The organism is Grimontia celer, from assembly GCF_900055185.1.
GTDB lineage: Bacteria > Pseudomonadota > Gammaproteobacteria > Enterobacterales > Vibrionaceae > Enterovibrio > Enterovibrio celer.
On record NZ_FIZX01000002.1, the window covers coordinates 1558878 to 1581386 of the forward strand.

The 22509-nt window shown below is 47.2% G+C and carries 23 protein-coding genes; 15 read left to right on the forward strand and 8 right to left on the reverse strand.

The window, feature by feature from the left end; genetic code table 11:
* Nucleotides 1–554: 554 nt before the first annotated feature.
* From GCE9029_RS17230 to GCE9029_RS17245, 4 genes are all read left to right on the forward strand, one after another.
* On the forward strand, nt 555–2504 hold the full coding sequence (locus tag GCE9029_RS17230) for a PTS mannitol transporter subunit IICBA (protein ID WP_062665110.1): 1950 nt from the start codon (nt 555–557) through the stop codon (nt 2502–2504).
* A gap of 67 nt (nt 2505–2571) precedes the next feature.
* Nucleotides 2572–3720 (forward strand): mannitol-1-phosphate 5-dehydrogenase, encoded by a 1149-nt coding sequence (locus GCE9029_RS17235; protein WP_062665769.1) that lies wholly within the window; start codon nt 2572–2574, stop codon nt 3718–3720.
* Between the two features lie 76 nt (nt 3721–3796).
* A complete protein-coding gene (locus GCE9029_RS17240) occupies nt 3797–4327 on the forward strand; it encodes an MltR family transcriptional regulator (RefSeq protein WP_062665111.1) in 531 nt (176 codons plus the stop codon).
* Between the two features lie 54 nt (nt 4328–4381).
* Nucleotides 4382–4852, forward strand: coding sequence for an ASCH domain-containing protein (locus GCE9029_RS17245; RefSeq protein WP_062665113.1), 471 nt, complete (start codon nt 4382–4384; stop codon nt 4850–4852).
* A gap of 73 nt (nt 4853–4925) precedes the next feature.
* Here GCE9029_RS17245 and GCE9029_RS17250 read toward each other — a convergent pair whose 3' ends face one another.
* Nucleotides 4926–6143: a diguanylate cyclase gene (locus GCE9029_RS17250; RefSeq protein ID WP_062665116.1), complete on the reverse strand. Its 1218-nt coding sequence runs from the start codon at nt 6141–6143 to the stop codon at nt 4926–4928.
* Between the two features lie 409 nt (nt 6144–6552).
* On the reverse strand, nt 6553–6972 hold the full coding sequence (locus GCE9029_RS17255; protein ID WP_231870140.1) for a hypothetical protein: 420 nt from the start codon (nt 6970–6972) through the stop codon (nt 6553–6555).
* A 174-nt stretch (nt 6973–7146) separates the two neighbouring features.
* Between GCE9029_RS17255 and GCE9029_RS26550 the strand changes: the two genes are divergently transcribed.
* Entirely contained in the window at nt 7147–7311 is a 165-nt protein-coding gene (locus GCE9029_RS26550; protein WP_197475376.1) for a hypothetical protein, read from the forward strand.
* 55 nt (nt 7312–7366) lie between these two features.
* On the opposite strand, the gene pepT is transcribed toward GCE9029_RS26550, so the two are convergent.
* Together pepT and dcuC are read right to left on the reverse strand one after the other, a co-directional pair.
* The gene (gene pepT / locus GCE9029_RS17260) at nt 7367–8608 is read right to left on the reverse strand and encodes a peptidase T (protein WP_062665118.1); all 1242 of its coding nucleotides are present in this window, start codon (nt 8606–8608) and stop codon (nt 7367–7369) included.
* A 98-nt stretch (nt 8609–8706) separates the two neighbouring features.
* On the reverse strand, nt 8707–10068 hold the full coding sequence (gene dcuC, locus GCE9029_RS17265) for a C4-dicarboxylate transporter DcuC (RefSeq protein WP_062665120.1): 1362 nt from the start codon (nt 10066–10068) through the stop codon (nt 8707–8709).
* Between the two features lie 470 nt (nt 10069–10538).
* Between dcuC and GCE9029_RS17270 the strand changes: the two genes are divergently transcribed.
* Nucleotides 10539–11132 (forward strand): LysE family translocator, encoded by a 594-nt coding sequence (locus tag GCE9029_RS17270; RefSeq protein ID WP_062665127.1) that lies wholly within the window; start codon nt 10539–10541, stop codon nt 11130–11132.
* Between the two features lie 13 nt (nt 11133–11145).
* Nucleotides 11146–11976, forward strand: a complete 831-nt coding sequence (locus GCE9029_RS17275; protein ID WP_062665128.1) for a helix-turn-helix domain-containing protein — start codon at nt 11146–11148, stop codon at nt 11974–11976.
* Here the strand turns inward: GCE9029_RS17275 and GCE9029_RS17280 are convergent, their stop codons facing one another.
* Complete coding sequence (locus GCE9029_RS17280) at nt 11977–12765, reverse strand: DODA-type extradiol aromatic ring-opening family dioxygenase (protein WP_062665129.1); 789 nt, start codon at nt 12763–12765, stop codon at nt 11977–11979.
* A gap of 149 nt (nt 12766–12914) precedes the next feature.
* On the opposite strand from GCE9029_RS17280, the gene GCE9029_RS17285 reads away from it, so the two are divergent.
* The 3 genes from GCE9029_RS17285 to GCE9029_RS17295 all read left to right on the forward strand — a co-directional run bounded on the left by GCE9029_RS17285 (nt 12915) and on the right by GCE9029_RS17295 (nt 15620).
* Nucleotides 12915–13544, forward strand: coding sequence for a LysE family translocator (locus tag GCE9029_RS17285; protein WP_062665130.1), 630 nt, complete (start codon nt 12915–12917; stop codon nt 13542–13544).
* 86 nt (nt 13545–13630) lie between these two features.
* A complete protein-coding gene (locus GCE9029_RS17290; RefSeq protein WP_002538405.1) occupies nt 13631–14290 on the forward strand; it encodes a response regulator transcription factor in 660 nt (219 codons plus the stop codon).
* A complete protein-coding gene (locus GCE9029_RS17295; protein WP_062665131.1) occupies nt 14280–15620 on the forward strand; it encodes an ATP-binding protein in 1341 nt (446 codons plus the stop codon). Before GCE9029_RS17290 ends, GCE9029_RS17295 begins: the two co-directional genes overlap by 11 nt.
* Nucleotides 15621–15707: 87 nt before the next feature.
* Here GCE9029_RS17295 and GCE9029_RS17300 read toward each other — a convergent pair whose 3' ends face one another.
* The 3 genes from GCE9029_RS17300 to GCE9029_RS17310 form a co-directional block, all read right to left on the reverse strand.
* Entirely contained in the window at nt 15708–16985 is a 1278-nt protein-coding gene (locus GCE9029_RS17300; RefSeq protein ID WP_062665132.1) for an LssY C-terminal domain-containing protein, read from the reverse strand.
* A 41-nt stretch (nt 16986–17026) separates the two neighbouring features.
* On the reverse strand, nt 17027–17758 hold the full coding sequence (locus GCE9029_RS17305; protein ID WP_062665134.1) for a glycosyltransferase family 2 protein: 732 nt from the start codon (nt 17756–17758) through the stop codon (nt 17027–17029).
* A 186-nt stretch (nt 17759–17944) separates the two neighbouring features.
* Entirely contained in the window at nt 17945–18448 is a 504-nt protein-coding gene (locus GCE9029_RS17310) for a hypothetical protein (RefSeq protein ID WP_062665135.1), read from the reverse strand.
* A 273-nt stretch (nt 18449–18721) separates the two neighbouring features.
* Between GCE9029_RS17310 and GCE9029_RS17315 the strand changes: the two genes are divergently transcribed.
* The 5 genes from GCE9029_RS17315 (at nt 18722) to yqfB (ending at nt 22480) form a co-directional block, all read left to right on the forward strand.
* Nucleotides 18722–19501: a class I SAM-dependent methyltransferase gene (locus GCE9029_RS17315; protein WP_082804371.1), complete on the forward strand. Its 780-nt coding sequence runs from the start codon at nt 18722–18724 to the stop codon at nt 19499–19501.
* Nucleotides 19502–19650: 149 nt separating this feature from the next.
* Entirely contained in the window at nt 19651–20205 is a 555-nt protein-coding gene (locus GCE9029_RS17320) for a cytochrome b (RefSeq protein ID WP_062665136.1), read from the forward strand.
* Between the two features lie 65 nt (nt 20206–20270).
* Complete coding sequence (locus GCE9029_RS17325; RefSeq protein WP_062665137.1) at nt 20271–20603, forward strand: DUF4144 family protein; 333 nt, start codon at nt 20271–20273, stop codon at nt 20601–20603.
* Between the two features lie 164 nt (nt 20604–20767).
* Nucleotides 20768–21997: a sodium/glutamate symporter gene (gltS, locus tag GCE9029_RS17330; RefSeq protein ID WP_062665138.1), complete on the forward strand. Its 1230-nt coding sequence runs from the start codon at nt 20768–20770 to the stop codon at nt 21995–21997.
* Nucleotides 21998–22159: 162 nt separating this feature from the next.
* Complete coding sequence (gene yqfB / locus GCE9029_RS17335) at nt 22160–22480, forward strand: N(4)-acetylcytidine aminohydrolase (protein ID WP_062665139.1); 321 nt, start codon at nt 22160–22162, stop codon at nt 22478–22480.
* Nucleotides 22481–22509 lie beyond the last annotated feature (29 nt).

Below are 22509 nucleotides of genomic sequence, written 5' to 3' on the forward strand. Positions count from 1 at the left end.
TGTTGTTTTCGCCAGCATAGCAGAGTCACTTCATCAAAACGGTCTCAAGATGCACGTTTTGGAAGACAAAAAGAGTATGCGCTTGGTGACAATAAACGTGTCCCCGATCACCAAATCTGAGGCGTATAAAAATTACAGAAAAATTAATGCGAGTAAGTTCAATTTATTCGAGAAGTGAATTAACAATTTTAACGTGATTCAAATCACTTTAAATTTTCATGAAGGATTTGAATTAGTCAATTAAGTGATCTTTGTCACAATAAATATTAAGTAGCGCGGTGTGAAAAAAGAGATTTAGATCATCATTAGTTATGACGGTTTTTATTGACTTTTAAAATAGTTGCAATTTGAAAGAAAACTACAGAGCCAATGTGAGATTGTTCTCACTTTTTTGGTGGGGTGCCACTGGGGTTTTAGAGATCAAAGTCACAAAAAACCCGTCATCAGTGCCTTCGGAGAAGAGTGTGGTAATTTGTAGTTGTGCAAAAACAAACCAGCGGTTTTGGCGAACCGCTCCACACAAATTCTAAAGAGACTTCAGACGGGTAATTCTTATGATATCACCAGATGCGAAGATCAAAGTACAAAATTTTGGTCGGTTTCTCTCAAACATGGTTATGCCCAACATTGGCGCGTTTATCGCGTGGGGTATTATCACAGCGCTTTTTATTCCAACAGGTTGGTGGCCAAATGAAACATTGGCAGCACTTGTTGGCCCAATGATCACCTACCTGCTGCCACTGCTTATCGGTTATACCGGTGGTCGACTGGTTGGCGGCGAGCGCGGCGCTGTAGTGGGTGCCGTCACCACGATGGGTGTGATTGTCGGCTCTGACATTCCCATGTTCATGGGTGCAATGATTGTTGGTCCTATGGGTGGTCTGGCAATTAAAACCTTCGACAAAAAGATGGAAGGCAAAGTCAAAAGCGGCTTTGAGATGTTGGTTAACAACTTTTCGTCAGGCATCATCGGTATGCTGTGTGCGATTGTGGCCTTCTTCCTGATTGGTCCATTCGTAAAAGTCGTTTCCGACATGCTGGCGTCAGGCGTTAACTTCCTAGTGGATGCGCACTTGCTCCCTCTCACTTCTATTCTTGTTGAGCCAGCAAAAATCCTGTTCCTGAACAATGCTATCAACCACGGTATTTTCTCACCTCTCGGTATTCAGCAAGCTGCAGAAACAGGCAAATCGATCTTCTTCCTGATTGAAGCTAACCCAGGTCCAGGTCTTGGTATTCTGTTGGCCTACATGTTCTTTGGTAAAGGCACGGCAAAACAAACCGCCGGCGGCGCATCTATCATTCAGATTTTCGGTGGTATCCACGAAATCTACTTCCCGTACGTTCTGATGAATCCTCGCCTTCTGTTGGCAGCGATTGCTGGCGGTATGACAGGTGTATTTATCCTGACAGTGTTCAACGCTGGTCTGGTGTCACCTGCTTCTCCTGGTTCTATCTTCGCGATTCTGTTGATGACACCGAAAAGCTCTTTGGTCGGCGTGCTGCTGTCGGTTGCCGCTTCAACTGGCGTATCCTTCTTCGTTGCATCAGTACTGCTGAAAGCTCAACGTACGGAAGATGAAGATGGTGACGAAGACGCACTGACCAAAGCAACATCACAAATGAAAGACATGAAGGCCACATCTAAAGGTATGGTTGCTGAGAAGAACACCAACAACCGTGTTGATATGGCTAACGTGAAAAGCATTATTGTTGCGTGTGATGCGGGCATGGGTTCGAGCGCCATGGGCGCAGGTTTGCTGCGCAAGAAAGTGCAAGATGCAGGGTTAGATATCAAAGTCACCAATGTGGCCATCAACAATCTCCCGCAAGACGTGGACATTGTTATCACCCATTCAGATCTTACAGACCGCGCTCGTACGCATGCTGAAAATGCCCAGCATATTTCACTGCAAAACTTCCTTGATAGTGAAGTTTACAACAACTTAGTGACTCAGCTGATGGCGGCACAAGGCCCAAAGGCAGCTAACGATGCGGAGTACATCAAAAAGCCATTATTGGCCGCGAATGATGAAACGCTCGAACCACAGCCAACGCCAGCTTTCCAGCTCGAGAAAAAGAACGTACACCTTGGCCTTCAAGCCACCAATAAAGAGGAAGCTATCCGCTTTGCGGGCGAACAGCTTGTCGCACTCGGCTATGTTGAGCCTGAGTATGTCGATGCCATGTTCGAGCGCGAGAAACTGGTATCTACTTACCTTGGCGAATCCATCGCTGTACCGCACGGTACTATTGAAGCGAAGGACAAAGTGAAGAAAACCGGCATCGTGATCTGCCAATACCCACAAGGTGTGCAGTTTACCGATGACGAAGACGACGTCGCCAAACTGGTTATTGGCATCGCCGCGAAGAACGACGAACACATTCAGGTTATTACCTCCATCACCAACGCACTGGATGACGACAGCGCCATTGAACGACTTGCCTCCACGCAAGACGTCAGTGAAGTGCTCGAAATCCTGTCTGCGACAGAGGCGGCATAACGCCCCCCGAAAGATTGGAGCCAGGCAGTTCTGGCTCCCCTTTAATTTTGTTGGTGAGGTAATGATGATGAAAAAAGCTGTCCATTTTGGCGCAGGCAATATCGGCCGTGGTTTTATCGGCAAATTGCTTGCAGATTCAGACGTCGCAGTGACATTTGCAGACGTGAATGGTCCTTTGATTGACCAATTGAGCCACGAGCAAAAATACAATGTTCGAGTGGTAGGAAAAGACAGCAAGATAGATGTGGTGAAACACATCACTGCGGTCAACTCAATGAGCAAAGACGTGGTTGACCAAATCGCGAATACAGACATGGTCACCACCGCAGTTGGCGCAAATGTGTTGGATAAGATTGCCCGCACAATTGCAGAAGGTTTGGTGAAACGCTTTGAGCAAGGTAATGAATCACCTCTGAATATCATTGCCTGCGAAAACATGGTGCGTGGCAGCACACACCTGAAAGCCGAAGTTTATGCTCATCTCAATGAGGAGCAGCAAACCAAGGCAGACGAGTACGTTGGGTTCGTCGATTCTGCCGTAGACCGTATCGTTCCCCCGATGGATGCGGCGAACGACGACCCACTTGAAGTCACCGTTGAGAGCTTCAGCGAGTGGATTGTGGACGACCAGCAGTTTAAGGGAGAAATCCCTTCTATTGTGGGTATGGAACGCACCAGCAACCTGATGGCGTATGTAGAACGCAAACTGTTCACGCTGAACACTGGGCACTGCATTACCGCCTATCTGGGATGCATGGCAGGCTACCGCACCATTCGTGAAGCAATTGGCGACCCTATCATCCGCATGGATGTGACGGAGGCAATGAAAGAAAGCGGCGAGGTGTTGATTCAGCGCTACGGGTTTGACCGCGAATTGCACTACGCCTACATAGAGAAAATCATTGAGCGCTTCTCCAATCCGTTCTTAGTAGATGAAGTCGCAAGGGTTGGACGAGAGCCCATCAGAAAACTTGGCAGAAATGATAGATTAATCAGACCGTTACTCGGTACAATTGAGTACGGTACGGCAAACGATGCGTTGCTCAAGGGCATAGCAGCGGCACTCAAATATGAAAACGCCACTGACCCCCAAGCCGTCGAGTTGCAGGCTTATTTGCAAGAGTATGGTGTGATGAAGACCCTCACCCATTATTGCGGCCTAGAGGCAACCAGCAAAGAGGCTCAGAGCATTGAATCAATCTTCAGCCAGCTTTAAACCTATCCCTTTGCTGGAAGGGAAACCAAAAGGAGGGCGAAAGCCCTCCCCAAAGAGAAAACCAACTAAGGCAAAAATGGTAGCGCCGGTAAACGAAACGAACATACTAGAAAAACTGAACGCTGCGCCGACTGTGCGAGGGTTCTTTATTGCCTCTGTTGATGTATTTGCAGACGCTATCGACCAGCTCATCCAGCGCATTTTTCGTAAGGACGATTTCGCGGTGAAGTCAGTGGTCGGTCCTCTGCTTGATGCCACTGGACCCCTGGGCGATCTCTCTGTCCGACTCAAACTGCTTTATGGCTTAGGTGTGCTGCCTGATCCCATTTATCAGGACATCAATGAAATCATCAAACTTCGCAACCAGCTTAACAGCGATGGCGAAGAATACACTTTCACGGATCCATTCATTATCAGCGCGATCAAGTCACTCAACTTGGTTGAGAAAATGGGAATGGTAAAGCTGGAAGTCATGCAGCCGGATGATGATGTGGACCTAGAGTTTTATCAGCTACAACTTAAACGCCAGCAACAAATGATTGCTTCAGGCCTTTCTCTTGCCATTGTGGAAATCTGTAACGAACTTAACAAAGAGAGCCCCTTCTAAACGCATTGGAAGCGATATACTTCCGGCACGAACTACCCGCCAGAAGATAAAAGCATGGACGCTCGCTCTCAAGAATATCTCAACGCATTTCTCAACACTCTCTCCTCAGAAAAGCGCGACAGCTACACCAGCTTTACCGCTGACTATTTCTGCGCCGACGAATACAACGCCAATGCATGTGCGGAACTGATTAAGAAAGGTGAAAAGCGTGCTAGCTGTAGTTTGGAGCTTTGGTACAGTCAGGAAGGTGAAGAACGCCCCAAAGTCGGTCACCTGCATGTTGTGACTGATTGGCATGGCAACCCGCACTGTATTATCGAACTTACTGATGTCTCCCATTGCCCTTTTAATGAAGTGACGCCCGAGTTTGCCGCATCTGAAGGTGAAGGGGACAAAAGCTATGAATGGTGGCGAGAAGCTCACTGGAATTTCTTCAGCAAAGAATGCGAAGAGTTGGGCTTGGAAATGCGGGAAGATATGTTGCTCGTCCTAGAGCGCTTCCAAGTAGTGTACGACGCTGAGTAAAGCAAACCAGAATTAACAATGAAGCCCTGCTGTGCAGGGCTTCATTGTTATAGTACCAACTGGTTTTAGCTGGCTACTGATACACGGTTTGGTTACGACCATTACCTTTGGCTTCATATAAACGATCGTCAGCTACTTTGATTTGCTGGTCGAGGTTTCCCTCAACGTTAGACACTCCGATGCTAATAGTGACTTGTATGTTCTCTTCCTGATGTGGAATGGGTGTTCTTTCCACACGTTGTCGCATCTTCTCAAGGCAGGTCACGAAATCGTCAAAGTTACCATCCGCCTTGATGCAAAACTCTTCCCCACCAAAACGGGCAATCACGTCATTCGGGAAATAGATTTTCAGGATATTCGCCACCATCACTATGGTTGCGTCGCCTACATCATGGCCATAGTTGTCATTGACCTTCTTGAAGAAGTCGATATCCAACATGGCAATATTCCGCTTTCTCTCGCAATCGCCACAGGCATCACCAAACAAAAAGCGACGGTTCCACAACCCAGTGAGCGCATCCTGATTCGCCATCCGGAACAGTTCCGTGTTGGCCTCTTTCATTTCGAGAATTTGGTGAACTCGACAATAAAATTCTTCTTGGTTAAAAGGTTTGTTCAGGAAATCATTCGCACCAGCTTTCAAAAAACGGGCGGTTATCGTATTGGCATCACTGCCGGAGATCCCAAGAATCGCCAATTGATTCTTGTCTATCTTCTGGCGCAACTCATGAATCATGGTAATGCCATCTTTTACCGGCATATCGTGATCAGTCAGTACAAGTGTGATGTCAGGATTTTTCTCAATAATTTCTATGGCTTCTTGCCCGTTTTCCGCCTGCAATGTTCGAATATACTGATGTTCTAACAACTGCACGACGTGACGACGAACCGTGATGGAATCGTCCACCACCAAGCATTTATGATGCTGATTGTTGGTGAGGCGATTAATTAGCGGCAGAAGGTAAGACACAGACGCCATACTGTCTTTCAAAAGGTAATCAAGCACCCCTTTCGCCAGCATTTTCTCACGTATGTCTTCTTGAAACATCGCAGTCAGCACGATCACTTTCTGTTTTTGAACCAACAAAAGATCGATGATTTCACCGTCTTGCGCATCCGGCAGGCAGTAATCCAACACTGCACATAACAGCTCCGGCTTTGAAGAGAGAATGAGTTCTGCTTCTTCGTAGCTAGCCGCCAGAAGTACTTCATAGCCCGCTTGCGTGATGATTTGGTTCAAATAATTTCTAAAAGCGCGACTGTCTTCCACAACCAGTATTTTTTTGCTCAAGGAATAACCCTTAATTTCCTAGTACTAATTATTTTAACAATAGCTAACTATTTATACATCGCTATCAAATTTTCCGACTAGATTGATGTAGATCGCTTTTCCACACCTCTCTTCAGCATAGTTGAATAATGTAATCATTCAATTGCACATCATTTTATTTTATATTTCAGATCAAAAATAAAAACTCTTATAAAACAATAATTAAGAGATGACACGCAGAAAAATAGCAACGAGTAAGGTTATTTAATCATCAAATTTAGCTGTCAAAAACAGTAATTTGGCAGGCAATCAAGAAGCGTAAAAAAGTCTGATTTTGCAGTCTTAAAAACAAGATGGTATGTATTGATTTCTTACATTATAAGCGGGAGAAATATTCAATTTCTGATCTATTCAGGAAAGGCGAATTCGTTTATTCAACAACGATAAAACCATCTTGGCTAATAATATAGTCGTTGAAAGCCTTTGATTGATAAGCCCGAAAACAGCCATAGCTTTTGGAGATGTCACCGCTTTGCAGATAACCTACAAGGTTTTCAGCTTCCCGTAACATCATCGCTTCGGCTTCTGGGTAGGGGTCATGCTTGGTTTCGAAGGTCTCTTCATCCTGAATCACCATATAGGAACCTTTACCCATGAAGGACAAAGAGCGCTTGGTATAAGAAAGATCTTTGGCTACCTGGCTTTCTGGATCAATGGTCATCAGGCAAGATGCCAATGCATAGTCCTTGAGTTGGTTTCTGGCTTCTAAAACGCGTTCACCTGCCGACTCAGCAAATACTGGGCAACCCAATGACAACAATAACAACCCTATTCCCAATAGCTTGTTCAATCTTTTCACTCCCAACTTGATGCTTTCGGTGAGCACTTTTCTCACGCCATCAGGTCAATTAGAGAGCAGAGGTTTTTATCTGGCAAGGGTTATAACTGGTTACAACACCACCATTGTGGAATTCACAGGAATAGCCAACACTGCATAGACAAGAAATTGTAGGAGGATGTTGTTATGACTCTCGTTCTTACCGTGATTGTTTTTCTGACATGTGTCGTTTTGCTGGCGATAGGTGTGGTGTTTTCCCGCAAGCCAATTAAGAGCAGCTGCTGTGCGTCTTCAGAGCTTGATAAAGATAAAGCTTCCTGTGCTGTTACTCCGCCCACAACCAAGAAGTAAGGACAACAAAAAAGGCGAACCATCTGGCTCGCCTTCCTTTTATCTAAGCGCCCTGTCAGCCGCGTTCAGCGGTAATCTTGATAACTTCCACTACCACAGCGCTGGCCGCTTTCAGTGACTTCACCGGCAGGTATTCGTAGATCGAGTGGAAGTTATGCGCACCAGTGAAAATGTTCGGACATGGCAATCCCTTCTGGGAAAGCACTGCGCCGTCATAACCTCCACGCATTGGTATGGCCTTCATCTCAATGTCGTTGCGCGCGTAAGCCAGCTTGGCAATATCAATCGGGAAACCGGCATCACCTTCCAGGCTGTTTGCCACGTTCTCATAGCGATCTGCCAGCGTAATGGAAACACTTCCTTCACCCCATAAAGCGCAACAGCTTTCAGCAAGGTTTTTCAGGAAGTTCATGCGGTCTTGATAACCGTCTTTGGTAAAGTCACGCACGTCCATTTTGAGCACGGTTTTCACACTGTTACCGGACATCTCCTTCACCCAGTAGTAACCTTCCGTGCCTTCGGTATATTGCGGCGCTTCGCCTTCCGGCAACATACTGATGAATTTGTGTGCCATCAGCAGTGAGTTTTTCAGCTTACCCTTGGCAGACATAGGGTGCGCAGATTGGCCTGTAAAGGTGACAACCACATCACCCGCATTCCAGTTTTCATGCACAAACTCGCCAATACCGCAGCAATCCAGGGTGTAGCCAAAATCAGCTCCAAACGCCTCCACATCAAACGCTTTTGCACCGCGAAGTCCTTGTTCTTCATCCGGCACGAACGCCACTTTCACGTCACCATGAAGGATGTGAGGGTTAGCAACGAGGTGCCTTACTGCATCCATAATCGCGGCAATCGCGGCTTTGTCGTCTGCGCCCAGCAGGCTGTTGCCATCTGTTACCAAGATGTCATCGCCGATGTAATTCGCCAGCTCTGGAAACTCTGCCAATTTCAGGGTAATGCCCTGCGCTTCGTTCAGGCAGATATCTCCGCCTTCGTAGCCGACAATTTTTGCTTTGGTGTCATTGGTTTGCTCTGCACTGGTATCGAGGTGCGCAAAGAAGGATACGGTTTTGACTTTCTGGTCCGCGGGCAAATTGGAAGGCAAGGTTGCGGTCAGAATGGCGGTATCTCGCAGTTCGATATCCACCAGGCCCAGAGCTTCAAGTTCGGATTTAATCAGGCGTGCCAGCTCCATTTGACCATCAGACGACGGCATGATGCCTGCTGCGCCTTTCTCGCGGCTGGTGGTGGTGTTGATACGGGTGTATTGCAAAAATCGGTCGACGATATTCATTTTCCATCCATTCCATACCACTGAGGCCATGAACGATTTGCCCACAGCCTCAGTAAAATTATCGTTCTTTATTTGGGTCTGTTGACCTTTAGTGCTGCTTAAACAAGGAATTGAGAACAAGCCAGCGAGGTCACCAGACCGCCCACCATTGGGATCATGGTGCGTTTTGCCAGTTCGATTGGCGACACGTTTGCTGTCGCCGCACAGGCAATAACCACACCCGCCACTGGTGACGCAGAACGCATGATGCCCGCAGCCAACTGCATTGGCATAGCAACGTGTGCCGCGGTAGTACCCACTTGCGCTGCCACATCCGGTGCCAGATTAGAGAAGCTGAAGAATGAAGCGTTACCCGAGCCAGACAGCATGGTCACCACCACAATGATGGCCACAAGAATCAGCACCATTGCCAGGTAGCCCAAGCCAAGGTTTGCAGCGCTGCCCAATAGCAGATCGATAAAACCAATGGTTGTCAGGCCGACCACGAATACCTGTGCAGAGATAATGAGGCTTACCACACTGGTGAATACGTTGCCCATACCTTCCAGATACACTTTAAGAGACGCCGCGACTTGCTTGCCATCGCGGGTGTAAATGAAGTCAGCAACCATGGCAACAAACAGCGCGATAAACATCGCCGTCACCACGTCCATTCGCACGCTGGTAACCGCAAACTTGCTGAATATCAATAGCAACATCAGCGGCAGAACAGGCAGAACCGCAAACCATTTTGGCGCTTCACGTTGCTCTTTTGCATCGATATTGAATTCATAAGTCACGCCTTTTTCCACGTCTTTCTTATCGAAATGGCGCTGGCTGAAGAAGTGCAGAACCGCAATCACAATCATGGTCACGATAGCGACAGGCAGCTGGTAGCTTGCAAAGTAGGTCGCCACGTCAATGCCTGACACTTCTGCGGCTTTGTTCGCCGCCGAAGACGCTGGGCCCAAATCCAAACAACCTGTGGTTGCGACAACCGCCGCAGCAGCAGCAGGGTTACAACCCACGCCCACCAATACAGGGTACATAGCCACCAACAGCAAGAGCGCCAGACCGGTTGCACTAGGGATGAAGATGTTGATCAGCTGGCCGATGATGTAAGCCATCGCCAATACCAGATAAGGGTTTTTAATGTGCGACAGCGGTTTGGTAGCGATTTGTACCATGGCATTGGCAGCGCCAATATGACCCATATACTTTGAGAAGCCGCCAACAGCCATGATGATAAGACCCAGCTTCGCCAGCGTGGAAGAAGAAAGTACCTTGATGACTTCGAAGAAGTCGACAATCACTGAGCCGGTTGGTTTACCCCCTTTCGGAATAAAGTCAGTCGCACCGTCCATGACGCCGAGTGCAATCATTAACAAACCGGCAAGAAATAAAACTGCTTGGGTATTATATTTTTTAACAATGAAGTAGCCGACACCAAATATTATTGGCAAGGCAAGAAAAGTAACCATTTAGACCCTCATCTGATACTGAAAAATGTCATTATTTCAAAACGAGAATTTCTAAAGACACTGAGATAGTGGCAATCGGGCAGAACACCAGAAAACCCTAAGACAATGAAAATAAAACAATTAATTAACAATGCTTAATGAGGGGTTTTCGTATCTAGTGCGGAAGATCCCTCAAAAGCATACTTCCACTGCCATTAGGGGAGTTCAAGGAAAATGGAATTCTGGTGATAGGTTCTGTGATTGGACTTAGTTATTTAAAAATGAATCAGACTAATAATAATATTTCCATCAATTAATTGATTAATGTCTATTATTCGAATCAGGAAATATTATTGGCACACTAACATTTGCATGCAATTTATCCTGTTTGTGGTTATTGCTTGTACTCACCTCCATAAATCGCTGCAATATCGTTCAATAACTTCGCTTTTGGCTTTGCTAACGTCTTCTTCATCAGAAAGGAGAAAGCAATGAACAGTCTGATTCTGGCAATGACCACCTTTGCCTTTGTCGGTGCGGTAACACCTGGCCCAGTGAATATTCTCGCCACCAGCACTGCAATTACCCAAGGGCTAAAAGAAGCAATCAAACATGTTGTCGCGGCGTCGCTGGCGTATGCTCTGGTAGTGATTCTGTGTGGCGGGGTGATGCAAAGCTTGCTGACACTGATTCCGTCTTTGGAAACCATGATGCAGTTACTCGGTAGCGGGTTTCTTTTGTATCTGGCATACAAAATTTTCACTGCTCCAGTATCTGCCATTGAAAAGACATCACAAACTCAGTCCGGTTGGTGGACAGGTTCCATCACTCAGCTTCTCAATCCAAAGGCATGGTTATATGCCCTTTCCGGCGTGAGCATTTATGTGGTTGGCAGGGAAAACGAAGTGTATTGGCTGGGGATGTATACTTTCGTTTCTTTGCTGGTGTGTCTGATTAGCATCGGCTTTTGGGCTGTGCTTGGACATATTTTGTCCAGCAAGCTTGAAAACCCAGCTCATCAGCGCCAATTTAATAGAGTGATGGCGATTGTATTGGCGTTGTCTGTCGCGGCTATATGGGTTTAATCAGGGACGAGCAATGAAAAAGGACACCACCACACAGTTCAAACAAAGCACGCTGTTGCCTTGGGTGGAAATGCGCGTCGCCAATCAAAGCCGCGCCTGTTATGAAGCCCACTCCCACGATGAGTTTTCATTCGGCATTATTGAGCAAGGCCATTCTGACTATAAAAACCGCCATCGCGTGAACGATGTTCGCGTCGGCGACATCGTCACCATTAATCCCGCTGATGTGCATTCCTGCAATCCAAAAGGCAACACCTGGTCTTACAGCATGTTGTTCGTCGATACGCTGAAAATGGGCGAAATCCAACGGGACATCCTTCAACACGCGCACCGTGGTTACAATCAGGATTACACACCTTTCAAGAACGATTTGGAGCGCAATCCGCTCATTCAAACCCGTTTTCTGACGTTGTTGGAAGCATTGATAGATGACAATAGTCCACTAAAGGCGCAGGTAGCGTTTTATGACTTTATTGAATCCAGTTTCTGGCAGCACGGGTTGAGCACAGAGAAAACTCAACGTGAGGGCGATGTTCTGCGAGTCAGGGAAAAAATGCTGGATGAGCTCACCGAGACCCATCAGCTCGACAACTTGGCAGAAGAAGCGGGAATGAGCCGCTATCAATTGATTCGTGCATTCAGACAGCATTTTGGTCTGCCACCTCACGCTTACCTGATGGATGAGAAAATCAAACGTGCGAAAGTGCTGCTTCGTGAAGGGAAGGAAATTTCAGCAGTGGCTTTCGAACTCGGCTTTTCCGATCAGGCGCATTTTCAGCGCCACTTCAAAAAGAAACTGGCAGTGACACCTAAGTACTACCAGTCCCATTTTATCAGCAACTGATCAGCCGAATCGGTAAGCATCCATCGCCAGCAGTTTGTCATCTTGCCAGCTTTGGTGAATGCGCACTGCGTCGTCTTCCCCGCTTGCACCAAGCGCAGCAACCAATGGCAGGAAATGGTCATCCGTTGGGTGATTAAAGCGAGCATTGGGCGCATCAGTCAGATAGTTCACCACCGCTTCATGGTCTTTGTTTTCCAGCTTTTGCGCAATCCAATCGGTAAACGCTTCTGCCATCGCAGAGCCATTCGGCGTTTTCTGACGTCCGAAAATTTCACGAAGATTGTGGGTTATCGCCCCTGAGCCAATCAGCAGAACGTTTTCTTCTCTTAGCGGCGCGAGCACTTTTCCGAGCTCGTAGTTCATCTTTGCGCCTTGCTTACTGCTGATAGATATCTGCACCACAGGAATGTCAGCGTCTGGATAAATCAGTCGTAGCGGGATCCAAACACCGTGGTCCCAGCCCAAATCTTCATCTAAAACGGCTTTGTAGCCTGATGCTGACACCATATCCGCTATTTTGTATGCCAGATCGGGCTCGCCCGGCGCAGGATAGGTCAGTTCATAAAGCGGCTTTGGAAAACCATAAAAGTCGTAGATCACTGAAGGCGAGGCACCGGAAGTAATCACGACATCGTCATCGCTGTCGAGATGACCTGAAAAAATGACGATCGCTTTAGGTTTGTTGAGTGTGCCACCCAGCAATTTCATAAACTGGGAAGCGTGGCTGTTTTCAATTGCTAGCGTTGGACCGCCGTGCGATAAAAACAGAACTGGTTGAGTCTTATTCATTGATGTGTCTCCTTTTCTAACCTCCCCGCTAACTTTTTTATTTCGATGTGTCTGCGGTATCGATATCTAACGTTACAGCAGATATAGTCCAAGAATTAACCACTTGAATTTGACAATCTTGTTCAGAAAAATCGAACAGAGGCGCTGATATGGAAATCCAAACCTTGTTGCTATTTGTGGTGGCTTCACTTTCTATCAATTTGATCCCAGGTCAAGATGTCGTTTATATCGTGTCCAACACAATGGCAGGAAAGCTAAAGATGGGGCTTCGCGCCGCGACAGGCTTAGGTGTAGGGTACTTCGTGCATACCTTCGCAGCCGTATTTGGCCTTTCGGCGATTATCGTCAATTCAGCTGTCGCCTTTATGGCCGTGAAGTATTTGGGGGCGGCTTACCTGCTCTACTTGGGCATTTGTGCATTGAGAAACTTCTTCACTGGCAACTCAAAAATCAATATCAGCGCTTCCGATGCAGGCAATAACGTCAATGTTTTTAAACAAGGCGTGATGGTGGCAGTGTTGAACCCCAAAGTCGCGTTGTTCTTCCTGTCATTCCTTCCCCAGTTTATTGACCCGAAAGCGGCCTCCCCCGAATACCAACTTCTGGTTCTTGGCGTCGTCTTCTGCATCACCGCCACGCTTTGCAATCTCTCGTATGCCATTGTGGGAAGCTGGTTGTTCTCATCGGCGAAATCCCAACGATTCTCACGTGTAATTGAAGGGACTTCAGGAGTTCTGTTGATCGGTCTAGCTGGGAAAATAGCCTTTAGCAAAGAGTGAGTTTTCATCTCTAGCTCGCTGTTTTACCTAAATTTCACTTTTCCTCGACCATACTTCTGATAGTTCGAGATCAAACAGGATAAGAAATGAAAATATTAGTGGTAGAAGACGAACCACAATTAAGTGAACAAATACTCGATACCTTAGAAAAGAATGGATGGGTGCCGGAGCTCTCTGAAGATGGCATCGATGCCCTGTATCGCGCTACCTCAGAGCCTTGGGATGCGATTGTGCTCGATTTAGGGCTGCCGAAAATCGATGGCCTGACAGTACTGAAAAGTATTCGCGACGAGAATATCAACACCCCGGTTATCATCCTCAGCGCACGCGATACCCTTTCGCAGCGCGTTGAAGGTTTGAATGCCGGTGCGGATGACTACCTCACCAAGCCGTTCGAAATGCTCGAACTTATTGCCAGACTTCGTGCTCATCTAAGACGTGCTTCCGGCAGTGCATCGCCTGTTCTACAGATGGGTGATTTGAGCCTTGATACCCGAACGTCGACCGTGCTTTGGCAAGGTCAGGCGGTGACACTGACTGCGCTTGAATACAAAGTGGTTGCTTACTTCATGCATAACCCGGAGAAGATGATTTCAAAAACCGAACTGGTGGAGCACATCTACAAGCAGGATTTCGAGCGCGACTCTAACACCGTCGAAGTTTTCATTGGGCGAATACGCAAAAAGATAGCGCCAGACATTATCAAAACCGTGCGCGGATTAGGGTACCAACTCAATGCGCAGTAGAGTCAGCTATATCGGCAAACTGAGCCTGAAAAGCCGCCTGCTTTTGGCAACGGTGATTTGGGCAACCGTCATGATTTCTATTGCCGGGATCGGAATCCCAGTGCTGATGAACGATTATCTCGTAACGGCGACCAAAGAGCGCTTACAGCTGTCGATGGATGAAATCTCCAACAACTTGCAGCTTGATGAAAACCAACAGTTGGTGTTGGCACAGCCTCTCTCAGACGCCCGTTTTGAACGTCCTTTCAGTGGGCTGTATTGGCGTATTACTCAGGGAACGACAGTGTTGCGATCACCGTCACTGGCGGAGAAAGATTTCAAACTCTCCGACGGGCCCATCAAGGAAATACTTGGTGCGAGGAAAGAACCTCTCATCACCATTACCCAGACGTTCGTACCCAACGGCGGAACAACGCCCGTCACCGTCAAAATTGGTATCGATGAAGATCCCACCGAAGACGTATTGCAAAGCCTCTCCAGTAAGCTTTGGGTAATTTTATCCATGCTGTTTGTGGGCGTGATTGTGTTGGTTGGCTTGCAAGTCGCATGGTCACTGCTGCCGCTGAATGACATGCAGCGGGAGTTGGTAAAACTTAAAGAAGGCAAACAAGATGTCCTAAGCACTAACTACCCGCAGGAGGTCTCGCCACTGGTGTCCGATCTCAATGCCTTACTGTTTCACTATCACGAGTTACTTTCCCGTGCCCGACAACATGCGGGCAATCTTTCCCACGCGCTTAAAACGCCTTTATCCGTGCTTAAAAATGACGTGCTTTCACTGGATGAGGATAGCCAGAAAAAGCTGCTGCCCTCGATTGAGCGTATCCAGAACCAGATTGACTACCACCTTGGTCGCGCCCGGGTCGCAGGCTCAATGAATATCCTCGCAGTGAAGTCCAACCCGAGTACACGGGTGGATGCGATCACGCTGGCATTCGACAAGGTTTATGCTTCTCGTGAAGTCATTGTCATTAACGAGCTAGATGATGAATTTGACGTTGCCGTCGACCCTGCTGATTTGGATGAAATGTTGGGGAATCTCATCGAGAACGCTTATAAGTGGGCAAACACCTTGGTGCGGATTTACGCTATTGATGCGGGAAAAGAAACCGTTCAAATCTGTGTTGAAGATGATGGAGAAGGCATTCCCGACGAAGAGCTGACGAACGTTCTCAAACGCAGTGTCAGACTCGATGAATCCACACCCGGCACGGGCCTTGGACTCAATATTGTCAATGAAATTGCCCATAGCTATCGTGGAAGTCTTGAGTTAACAAAAGGAAGCATGGGCGGATTAAAAGCGGTGCTGACAGTGAAGCTCGCCCGCTAGGGTCTGTTGACCTTAAGGGAAGAAGGATTTGGACTATTTAGAGCCGCCAATGATGGCGGCTCTTTTTCATCTAAGGGCTAACTTTATCTAAGGGCTAACATTCGCCAGCGATATCTCGTTGTCGCTAACCACCAACACCCTACCATCGCTGTAATAATCGTGCTGGTCATCCACCGCCAACGGGGTCAATGCCTGATAGTACTCTGTTGAAAGCTGAGGAAGCTGCGTATTGATCATGTTCGCCAGTTCATCGCGCTCTGCGTCGATATTCGGGTCAATGCTGTGTAGTACGGTGATGATCCCTGAATACATGGTCAGCTTTAACCCATCGTCATAGCTAATGGCACCTACCCACAGTGGCTGATTCAAATCTTTATCAATCCCTGCCTGCCACCAGCGAATATGTGAGCGTTTCAGTAAGTCGCCCGGCAATTGGAACGCCATATCCTGAGGGCGCTCATTCCAGAATAAATCGGATACAGGTGGTGTCTGGCCTTTCAGCAGATCAACATAGTCAGCCCAATCAATATCGTTACGGGAGAAAGTTTGATTCTCCAGCCAACCTAATTCATTCATCATGGTTCTTGGCGACTCACCAACATAAAGCACATTCACCCCTTGCGCATCAAAGAATGGCGATTTGCCAGGGTAAACTTTGTAGGTCAATGAAACCGGCGTTACCGTCTCTGTCGGCACCGCATCGACAAAGTTGTCGGCATACCAGAAGTAATGGCTGTAATTTACGCCAAGCATGGCGACTAGGAAGAACGCACTGACTTTTGGCACTAATTTCTTCCATTGGAAGGCATAGCCTACCCACCCAAGAGTCGCGGTCGCCGCGATGGCCATTAAGCTATATTGGTGCTCGCTGACCATCGAGACAATGGTGTCCAACAGAGGAAATTGCTCAACACCTGTGGCCAACAAATAACCCCAAAGGATGAACTGCCCTGCGCCCAGAATCAAACCGATTGTCGAGTAGAACGTGAAACGTCTCCATGACACCTTCTGTGAACCAGCCATAAAAGGAACCACCCAGGCAACCGGCCCCAATAGTCGGGCGAAGGTCATCGCATAGGCCCCTTTTGTCGCCATCAAACGTCGGCAACGTGCAAATGCTCTGCGGGTTTTTGGCTGCCACTTCATCAGTTTTTGCTGCACGGGTTTACCGAATTTCCGTCCTGCCAGATAGCTGAGTTGGTCGCCGAGAAAACCGCCCAGCAAGACCATGATCACACCTGTGATAATGCCGTCATAAAGCTGGTAACCCGCGGCCAGCAGGAAAGGCTCTGCTGGCACAAATAAGTTGGGGCCTATCAGCGCATCGAAAAAAGCGCCCAGAAATAATCCGATAGACTCAAACATGATGACCTCTTAATCCTTCGCTTTGATTCATTCCGTCGGGCTTACTTTTGGTCCTGATAGTGACCAAAGCGATATTCCATTTCGTTATTGCGCATCTCACCGAAGAAGAAGCGTCGGAAGTTGGCCTTCAGGTATACAAAGCCTGTTGCAACCATGCCGTCTTGATCCAATCGGCGCGGATCGAACTGGAAAGCCTGATTAATGAAGCGAAAGCGCATCAGCTTGCTGGCACGGCGAACGTAATCACAGTCTTCGCATAGGGTGATCTTTTCATCAAAGCCTTCGAGCTGTTTGTGTGCCGTGCGGGTTGAGAAAATACATGCACCCACGGCTGTCGGGAAGAAGAACTGTGTGGCAAACATACCGCCATTAAATGCTGCGTAGCACACCTTCTGGATCGCTGGCAGCGCCTTGGCACCCATGTAAACACCAGCTACCTGAAGATTCTTTTCATTCAGTTCTTTCACTGATTTTTCGAGGAATTCTGGTTCCAAACGCACATCGGCATCGAGAAACAACACGCGTTCATGGTTAGCAATGGAAGCGCCCGTGTTACGACCAAGGCTGACACCACGGGTTTCCATGCGATGCACAGTCAATGCTGGCAGATGCTTTTCAAATGAGCGGGCAACATCGCGGGTCGCATCGTCGCTGTTTGAATCCACCAGCACTACTTCGAAGTCTTGATGAGTCTGGTTGACCAAGTCATCCAGCAGTCGGCCGATACGCTTTTCTTCATTGAGGGTAATAATGACTACGCTGATAGGTTCCATTTCTTTCTCCTTCATTTGATTGATAGAGAGAGAATAAAGAACCCACACTTAACGCCCGGTGAGTGCGATATTCAGATTCAGTTCATGTTAGAAGCGAAGAAGGCGATTGGGAATTTAGTCTTTTTAAATCAGAACATTAAAAATTAAAAAACCAGCAAAAAATCGCTGGGTTTCTTAATTTCTTATTTAATCACCGTTAAACAGGTTGCCGCACTGGGAACATTTGTGAGAAGCCCGATTGTCCATGCCGGTGTCCATAATCATAGTGGAAAGCCCGTCAATCAAACTAAACAGTACACCAAGGAAGCCTGCATGTTTTGATTTACCCCACTTAGGCGTTTCTTCATATTCAATCGCTATGTGCTTGGTCACCGCTTTGCACTGGTGACAAAACAGTCGGTAATGGTGCTCTGAGACTGGCCCACCGTCGACGATGTTGCCTACGGTATCTTTCAACACCTTGCTGTAACTAGTCCCTGAATGGCTTTTTGGTAAAACTTCAGATGAAGAGATTTGGCCTTGTTGATACAACAAAGATTCCGCTTCTTCTGCAGTCTGTGCTTCTATCATTCCGCTCGCTAACTCAAACCCTTGCTCAAGCAATTGCGATTTTTCTTCTTCAAAAACCGGTGATTCTGCGTCGAGCGGAATAAGCATATTTTCCGATTTAACGAATTGGTATTTAGGCATTTTTCTTCCCTGCGTTGCGTTCGAATGATGAATAAATGTGGTTGCAACAATGCCTGCCAAAACGGTATAGCGTGGATCAGGGTGAAGGCGCAAAAAGACAGGGCTTACTTTATCGGACAACGTTATGTGGTTCGCAAAACCCTTGAATCTCTTCAGATTGATTGAAGCTGAGAAACGTATCTAGTTTATGAGTGAATATCTGGCGTTGCTTGGCAATGAGATATAGGGTCAGTCCAGATTAGTTTTCAAAAGCCACATTAATGGTGAACAGCGATGGAATTGGATTATTTAAGACTCAACAAAGAAGCGTGGGACAAGCGAACAGCGGTTCACATCGAATCAAAGTTCTATGATGTTGAAGCGTTTAAACAGGGGAAGTCTTCACTCAATGCCATCGAGCTCGAACAAGTCGGTAACGTTGCAGGCAAATCCCTCCTTGATCTGCAATGTCACTTTGGCCTGGATACCCTTTCTTGGGCGCGTTTAGGCGCAAAAGTCACTGGCGTAGACCTGTCTCCCACTGCGATTGAACAAGCCCAATGTCTCAGTCGCGACTTGGGCCTCGAAGCAAGGTTTATTGAAAGCGATATCTACGAGTTTGGAGAGAACAACACAGAGCAATACGATGTCGTTTTCACCTCTTACGGCGTGCTTTGTTGGCTACCGGATCTTTCGCGCTGGGCAAAGACAGTCGCAGGCGCACTGAAAGTGGGCGGGGAATTCCACCTCGTCGAGTTCCATACTTTTAATGACTTACTCTACGGTTACTCCTACTTTCCAAGTGAGGAACCAGATATTGAAGAGGAAGGCACTTACACAGAAAACTGCGATGGCACCACATCGACCATGGCTACCTGGCCACATCCACTCAGCGAAGTCATCAATGCGCTGATTCAGGCAGGCCTTCGAATTGATGCTTTTGCTGAGTATCCATTTAGCCCCTATAACTGCTTCGAAGGTTTGGAGTATGTAGAGCAAAAAGGCTATCAATTGCTTCACAAAGGTCAGCAAGTGCCATTGCTATATGCCATCAAAGCCACGAAAGACTGCTAAATGCTTTTCAGCACGACGAAAGAAAGACCCTACGGCTCATTCTTAATGCCCACCGAACCAAGTCTTTTGTTGAGCGATAGGTAACATCGAAAAACAGTCCGGCATTTTTTACACTCTCCAAATCTCTTTGACGAGCCCAGAGTCTGTTCATGCCCAAAATGCCAATCATGTCAGGTTACTCTCACCGCCTTAAAATCCTTCATTGGGTAATGGCGGTGCTCTTGTTAGGCATGCTGATCACTGGATTTCTGACACCTCAGCTTTCCGACATGAGCACCATCAAATGGGTGATTCGCGATGCCCATGAATCATTCGGTTTACTGCTTATCCCGCTTGTTTTCCTGCGCGTCTGGCACCGGCTCACTTCATCCATTCCACACTGGAAAAACTACCCCAATACTTTTGCGAGTGCTACTTCCCGCTTCGTGCATGCTCTGTTTTATTTATTGATGTTTGCTTTGCCAATCTCAGGGTATTTGACCTCTCATCCCTACGGGATCCGTTTTTTCGGCATATACCTAGTGAATTACTTGCCTGATGGCACCAGCGAAATACTTTTCATGACAGGAGACGCCGATTTCGAGCTAGCTGGCATTGCCTCCGGGTACCACAAAGCGCTGGCGGTACTTTTTGGTGTACTCGTCGTCATTCACATGATCGGAGCCTTCAAATCTGCCACGGGGTCGAAAGTAGCATCAGTATGATTTCCCAGTGATTTGCTGACAGGTCTTTGATACGCTGACCAGCCACATGCATAGCGAGAATAATCATGCTCTCTACCCCAGTTTGGCCAGCCATATTAAAACTCGATGGTGATGACGAGCTGCTTTTCATTGCCAATCAAAGCCAGTTTGAAGATGAAGCAACAGATATGATATTCAGCGATGAAGATATTCTGATCGATTCCGAAGGTGCCAGCTTTTTACTATCAATGGCAAACCGACAAATTTCACTCGTTCCACACACTAAGCACTTCAATGCCATTGAAGCTTCCGCACTGATTCAAGCTCATGAGTTTTGCAAAGCCGAGGTTTGCCTGACCAAAATCCAGTTCCCAACGGTCAGAGAAGCCATCGCGGCCTTAGCGCCATTCAAGCGCTGAATGCGCTCAATGAAATTCAAATTAGCACTTTGTGATTTTTACCGCATTTAGTCCCTTCATCATCAGTCATTTAAGCAATCTATCCGATCTTTACTGTTCCTTGTCATAACCCTATGTTTAGCTAGCTTCACTCGACACTAAAAACAACGATTGGGTGAGATAACGTGGAATTTCTGCTTGAACAAAACCTGATTCAGGTAAGCTCTTTTTTCGCCGTAACGCTCGGCATTTTGGTTCTGTTTATCGGACGTAGATTGAACCAGGCCATCCCTGTATTAAAAGAGTTCAGCATTCCTGAACCTGTTACTGGCGGCATTCTGTTCTCTGTGTTGTTTTCACTTTTTTATGCCTTCACAAGTATCGAAATTTCCTTCAATCTCGTCGCAAGAGACATTTTGCTGGTCTATTTCTTTACCACTATCGGCATCAACTCTAGCCTCGGAGATTTGATGAAAGGCGGACGACCTCTGGTGATTCTCCTGCTCATCACAATTGGCTATATGGTGGTGCAGAATCTGACGGGGATTACCGTTGCAGGGTTGTTTGGTCTTGAATCGCCTGTTGGATTGCTAGGCGGCAGCGTTTCCTTGATTGGTGGACACGGCACAGCGATCGCTTGGTCGCCAAGAATTGCCGAGGAATACGGTATTTCAAATGCGATGGAAATTGGTATCGCCAGCGCCACCTTTGGCCTCATTCTCGCCAGCTTGATGGGCGGCCCCATCGCTAAATTCCTGATTCAAAAACACCAACTAAAACCGCAAACCGTTGAACCTTTAGATATCGGCTCAGAAGAAAACCAAGCACCAAAGCAAATCAACAGCTTCGATTTCCTGGATGCCGTTCTGGCGATTCATATCTGTATTATTCTGGGTTTTGCTATCAATGAGGGAATCTCTGAGCTTGGTCTGCAACTGCCGCTGTTTGTCAGTTGTTTGTTTGCGGGCATCATCATGACTAACCTCGTCCCCAAGTCTTTCCCAAGACTAACAGGCACGCAATGGCCATCACGCAAGCCTGCTGTTGCTTTGCTGGCAGACATTTCACTGGGTACATTTTTGGCAATGTCTTTGATGAGCATGCAACTTTGGACGCTCATCGATTTAGCAGGCCCGATATTTACCATCCTCGCCGCCCAATTCCTCGTTGCGGTATTGATCAATATTTATGTGGTGTTCCCAGCCATGGGTAAGAATTTTGATGCTGCAGTGATTTGTAGTGGCTTTGGTGGTATCTCGCTGGGTTCCACGCCAACTGCAATGGCGAACATGTCAGCCGTATCTCAGCGCTACGGTAACTCACATTTGGCATTCATTATCGTGCCTTTGGTGTGTGCTTTCTTTATCGATTTGGTCAACGCGTTGATGATTCCCTTCTTCTTGGCGAACTTCTGATCGACTTATATTGGCACTTGGCTCGTACGCCAAGTGTCAAACTTTACTCTACGCAAAATACAAGGCGGTATCTTCCTGCAAGGCGCCCTTTAATGTTTTCTTTGTAGGGAGCAAAAACGCGAATATACTCCGCGCTCAGTTACTCCACACACAGGTATCATCATGAGTGCAGCGCCAACAAAAATTACTTTCTTTGAATGGCTGACGCCGCTTGTCGCATCAGGAAAGAAAACCATCACCATTCGCGATGAATCAGAAAGTCACTATGTGCCGGGAACGCGCGTCGATGTTCACACGCTGGAGAAGGACGAATACGTCTGCCAGATTGATATCGTGTCAGTAGAAAAGATTAGCTTTGAAGATATCAACGAAGAGCATGCTGCTCAGGAATTCATTCCGCTGGAAGAATTAAAGCCATTGATTCGTGAAATCTACCCGAACGACGAAGATTTCTATGTGATCACCTATACGCTGGTCGCCTAACTTCTAGTAGACGAAAATACGCAAAGGCC

Bases quoted from the DNA above. Each gene is read 5' to 3' on its own strand.
- GCE9029_RS17230 (WP_062665110.1), top strand. From the start codon at position 555: ATGATATCACCAGATGCGAAGATCAAAGTACAAAATTTTGGTCGGTTT.
- GCE9029_RS17235 (WP_062665769.1), top strand. From the start codon at position 2,572: ATGAAAAAAGCTGTCCATTTTGGCGCAGGCAATATCGGCCGTGGTTTT.
- GCE9029_RS17240 (WP_062665111.1), top strand. From the start codon at position 3,797: ATGGTAGCGCCGGTAAACGAAACGAACATACTAGAAAAACTGAACGCT.
- GCE9029_RS17245 (WP_062665113.1), top strand. From the start codon at position 4,382: ATGGACGCTCGCTCTCAAGAATATCTCAACGCATTTCTCAACACTCTC.
- GCE9029_RS26550 (WP_197475376.1), top strand. From the start codon at position 7,147: ATGACTCTCGTTCTTACCGTGATTGTTTTTCTGACATGTGTCGTTTTG.
- pepT (WP_062665118.1), bottom strand. From the start codon at position 8,608: ATGAATATCGTCGACCGATTTTTGCAATACACCCGTATCAACACCACC.
- dcuC (WP_062665120.1), bottom strand. From the start codon at position 10,068: ATGGTTACTTTTCTTGCCTTGCCAATAATATTTGGTGTCGGCTACTTC.
- GCE9029_RS17270 (WP_062665127.1), top strand. From the start codon at position 10,539: ATGAACAGTCTGATTCTGGCAATGACCACCTTTGCCTTTGTCGGTGCG.
- GCE9029_RS17275 (WP_062665128.1), top strand. From the start codon at position 11,146: ATGAAAAAGGACACCACCACACAGTTCAAACAAAGCACGCTGTTGCCT.
- GCE9029_RS17280 (WP_062665129.1), bottom strand. From the start codon at position 12,765: ATGAATAAGACTCAACCAGTTCTGTTTTTATCGCACGGCGGTCCAACG.
- GCE9029_RS17285 (WP_062665130.1), top strand. From the start codon at position 12,915: ATGGAAATCCAAACCTTGTTGCTATTTGTGGTGGCTTCACTTTCTATC.
- GCE9029_RS17290 (WP_002538405.1), top strand. From the start codon at position 13,631: ATGAAAATATTAGTGGTAGAAGACGAACCACAATTAAGTGAACAAATA.
- GCE9029_RS17295 (WP_062665131.1), top strand. From the start codon at position 14,280: ATGCGCAGTAGAGTCAGCTATATCGGCAAACTGAGCCTGAAAAGCCGC.
- GCE9029_RS17300 (WP_062665132.1), bottom strand. From the start codon at position 16,985: ATGTTTGAGTCTATCGGATTATTTCTGGGCGCTTTTTTCGATGCGCTG.
- GCE9029_RS17305 (WP_062665134.1), bottom strand. From the start codon at position 17,758: ATGGAACCTATCAGCGTAGTCATTATTACCCTCAATGAAGAAAAGCGT.
- GCE9029_RS17310 (WP_062665135.1), bottom strand. From the start codon at position 18,448: ATGCCTAAATACCAATTCGTTAAATCGGAAAATATGCTTATTCCGCTC.
- GCE9029_RS17315 (WP_082804371.1), top strand. From the start codon at position 18,722: ATGGAATTGGATTATTTAAGACTCAACAAAGAAGCGTGGGACAAGCGA.
- GCE9029_RS17320 (WP_062665136.1), top strand. From the start codon at position 19,651: ATGCCCAAAATGCCAATCATGTCAGGTTACTCTCACCGCCTTAAAATC.
- GCE9029_RS17325 (WP_062665137.1), top strand. From the start codon at position 20,271: ATGCTCTCTACCCCAGTTTGGCCAGCCATATTAAAACTCGATGGTGAT.
- yqfB (WP_062665139.1), top strand. From the start codon at position 22,160: ATGAGTGCAGCGCCAACAAAAATTACTTTCTTTGAATGGCTGACGCCG.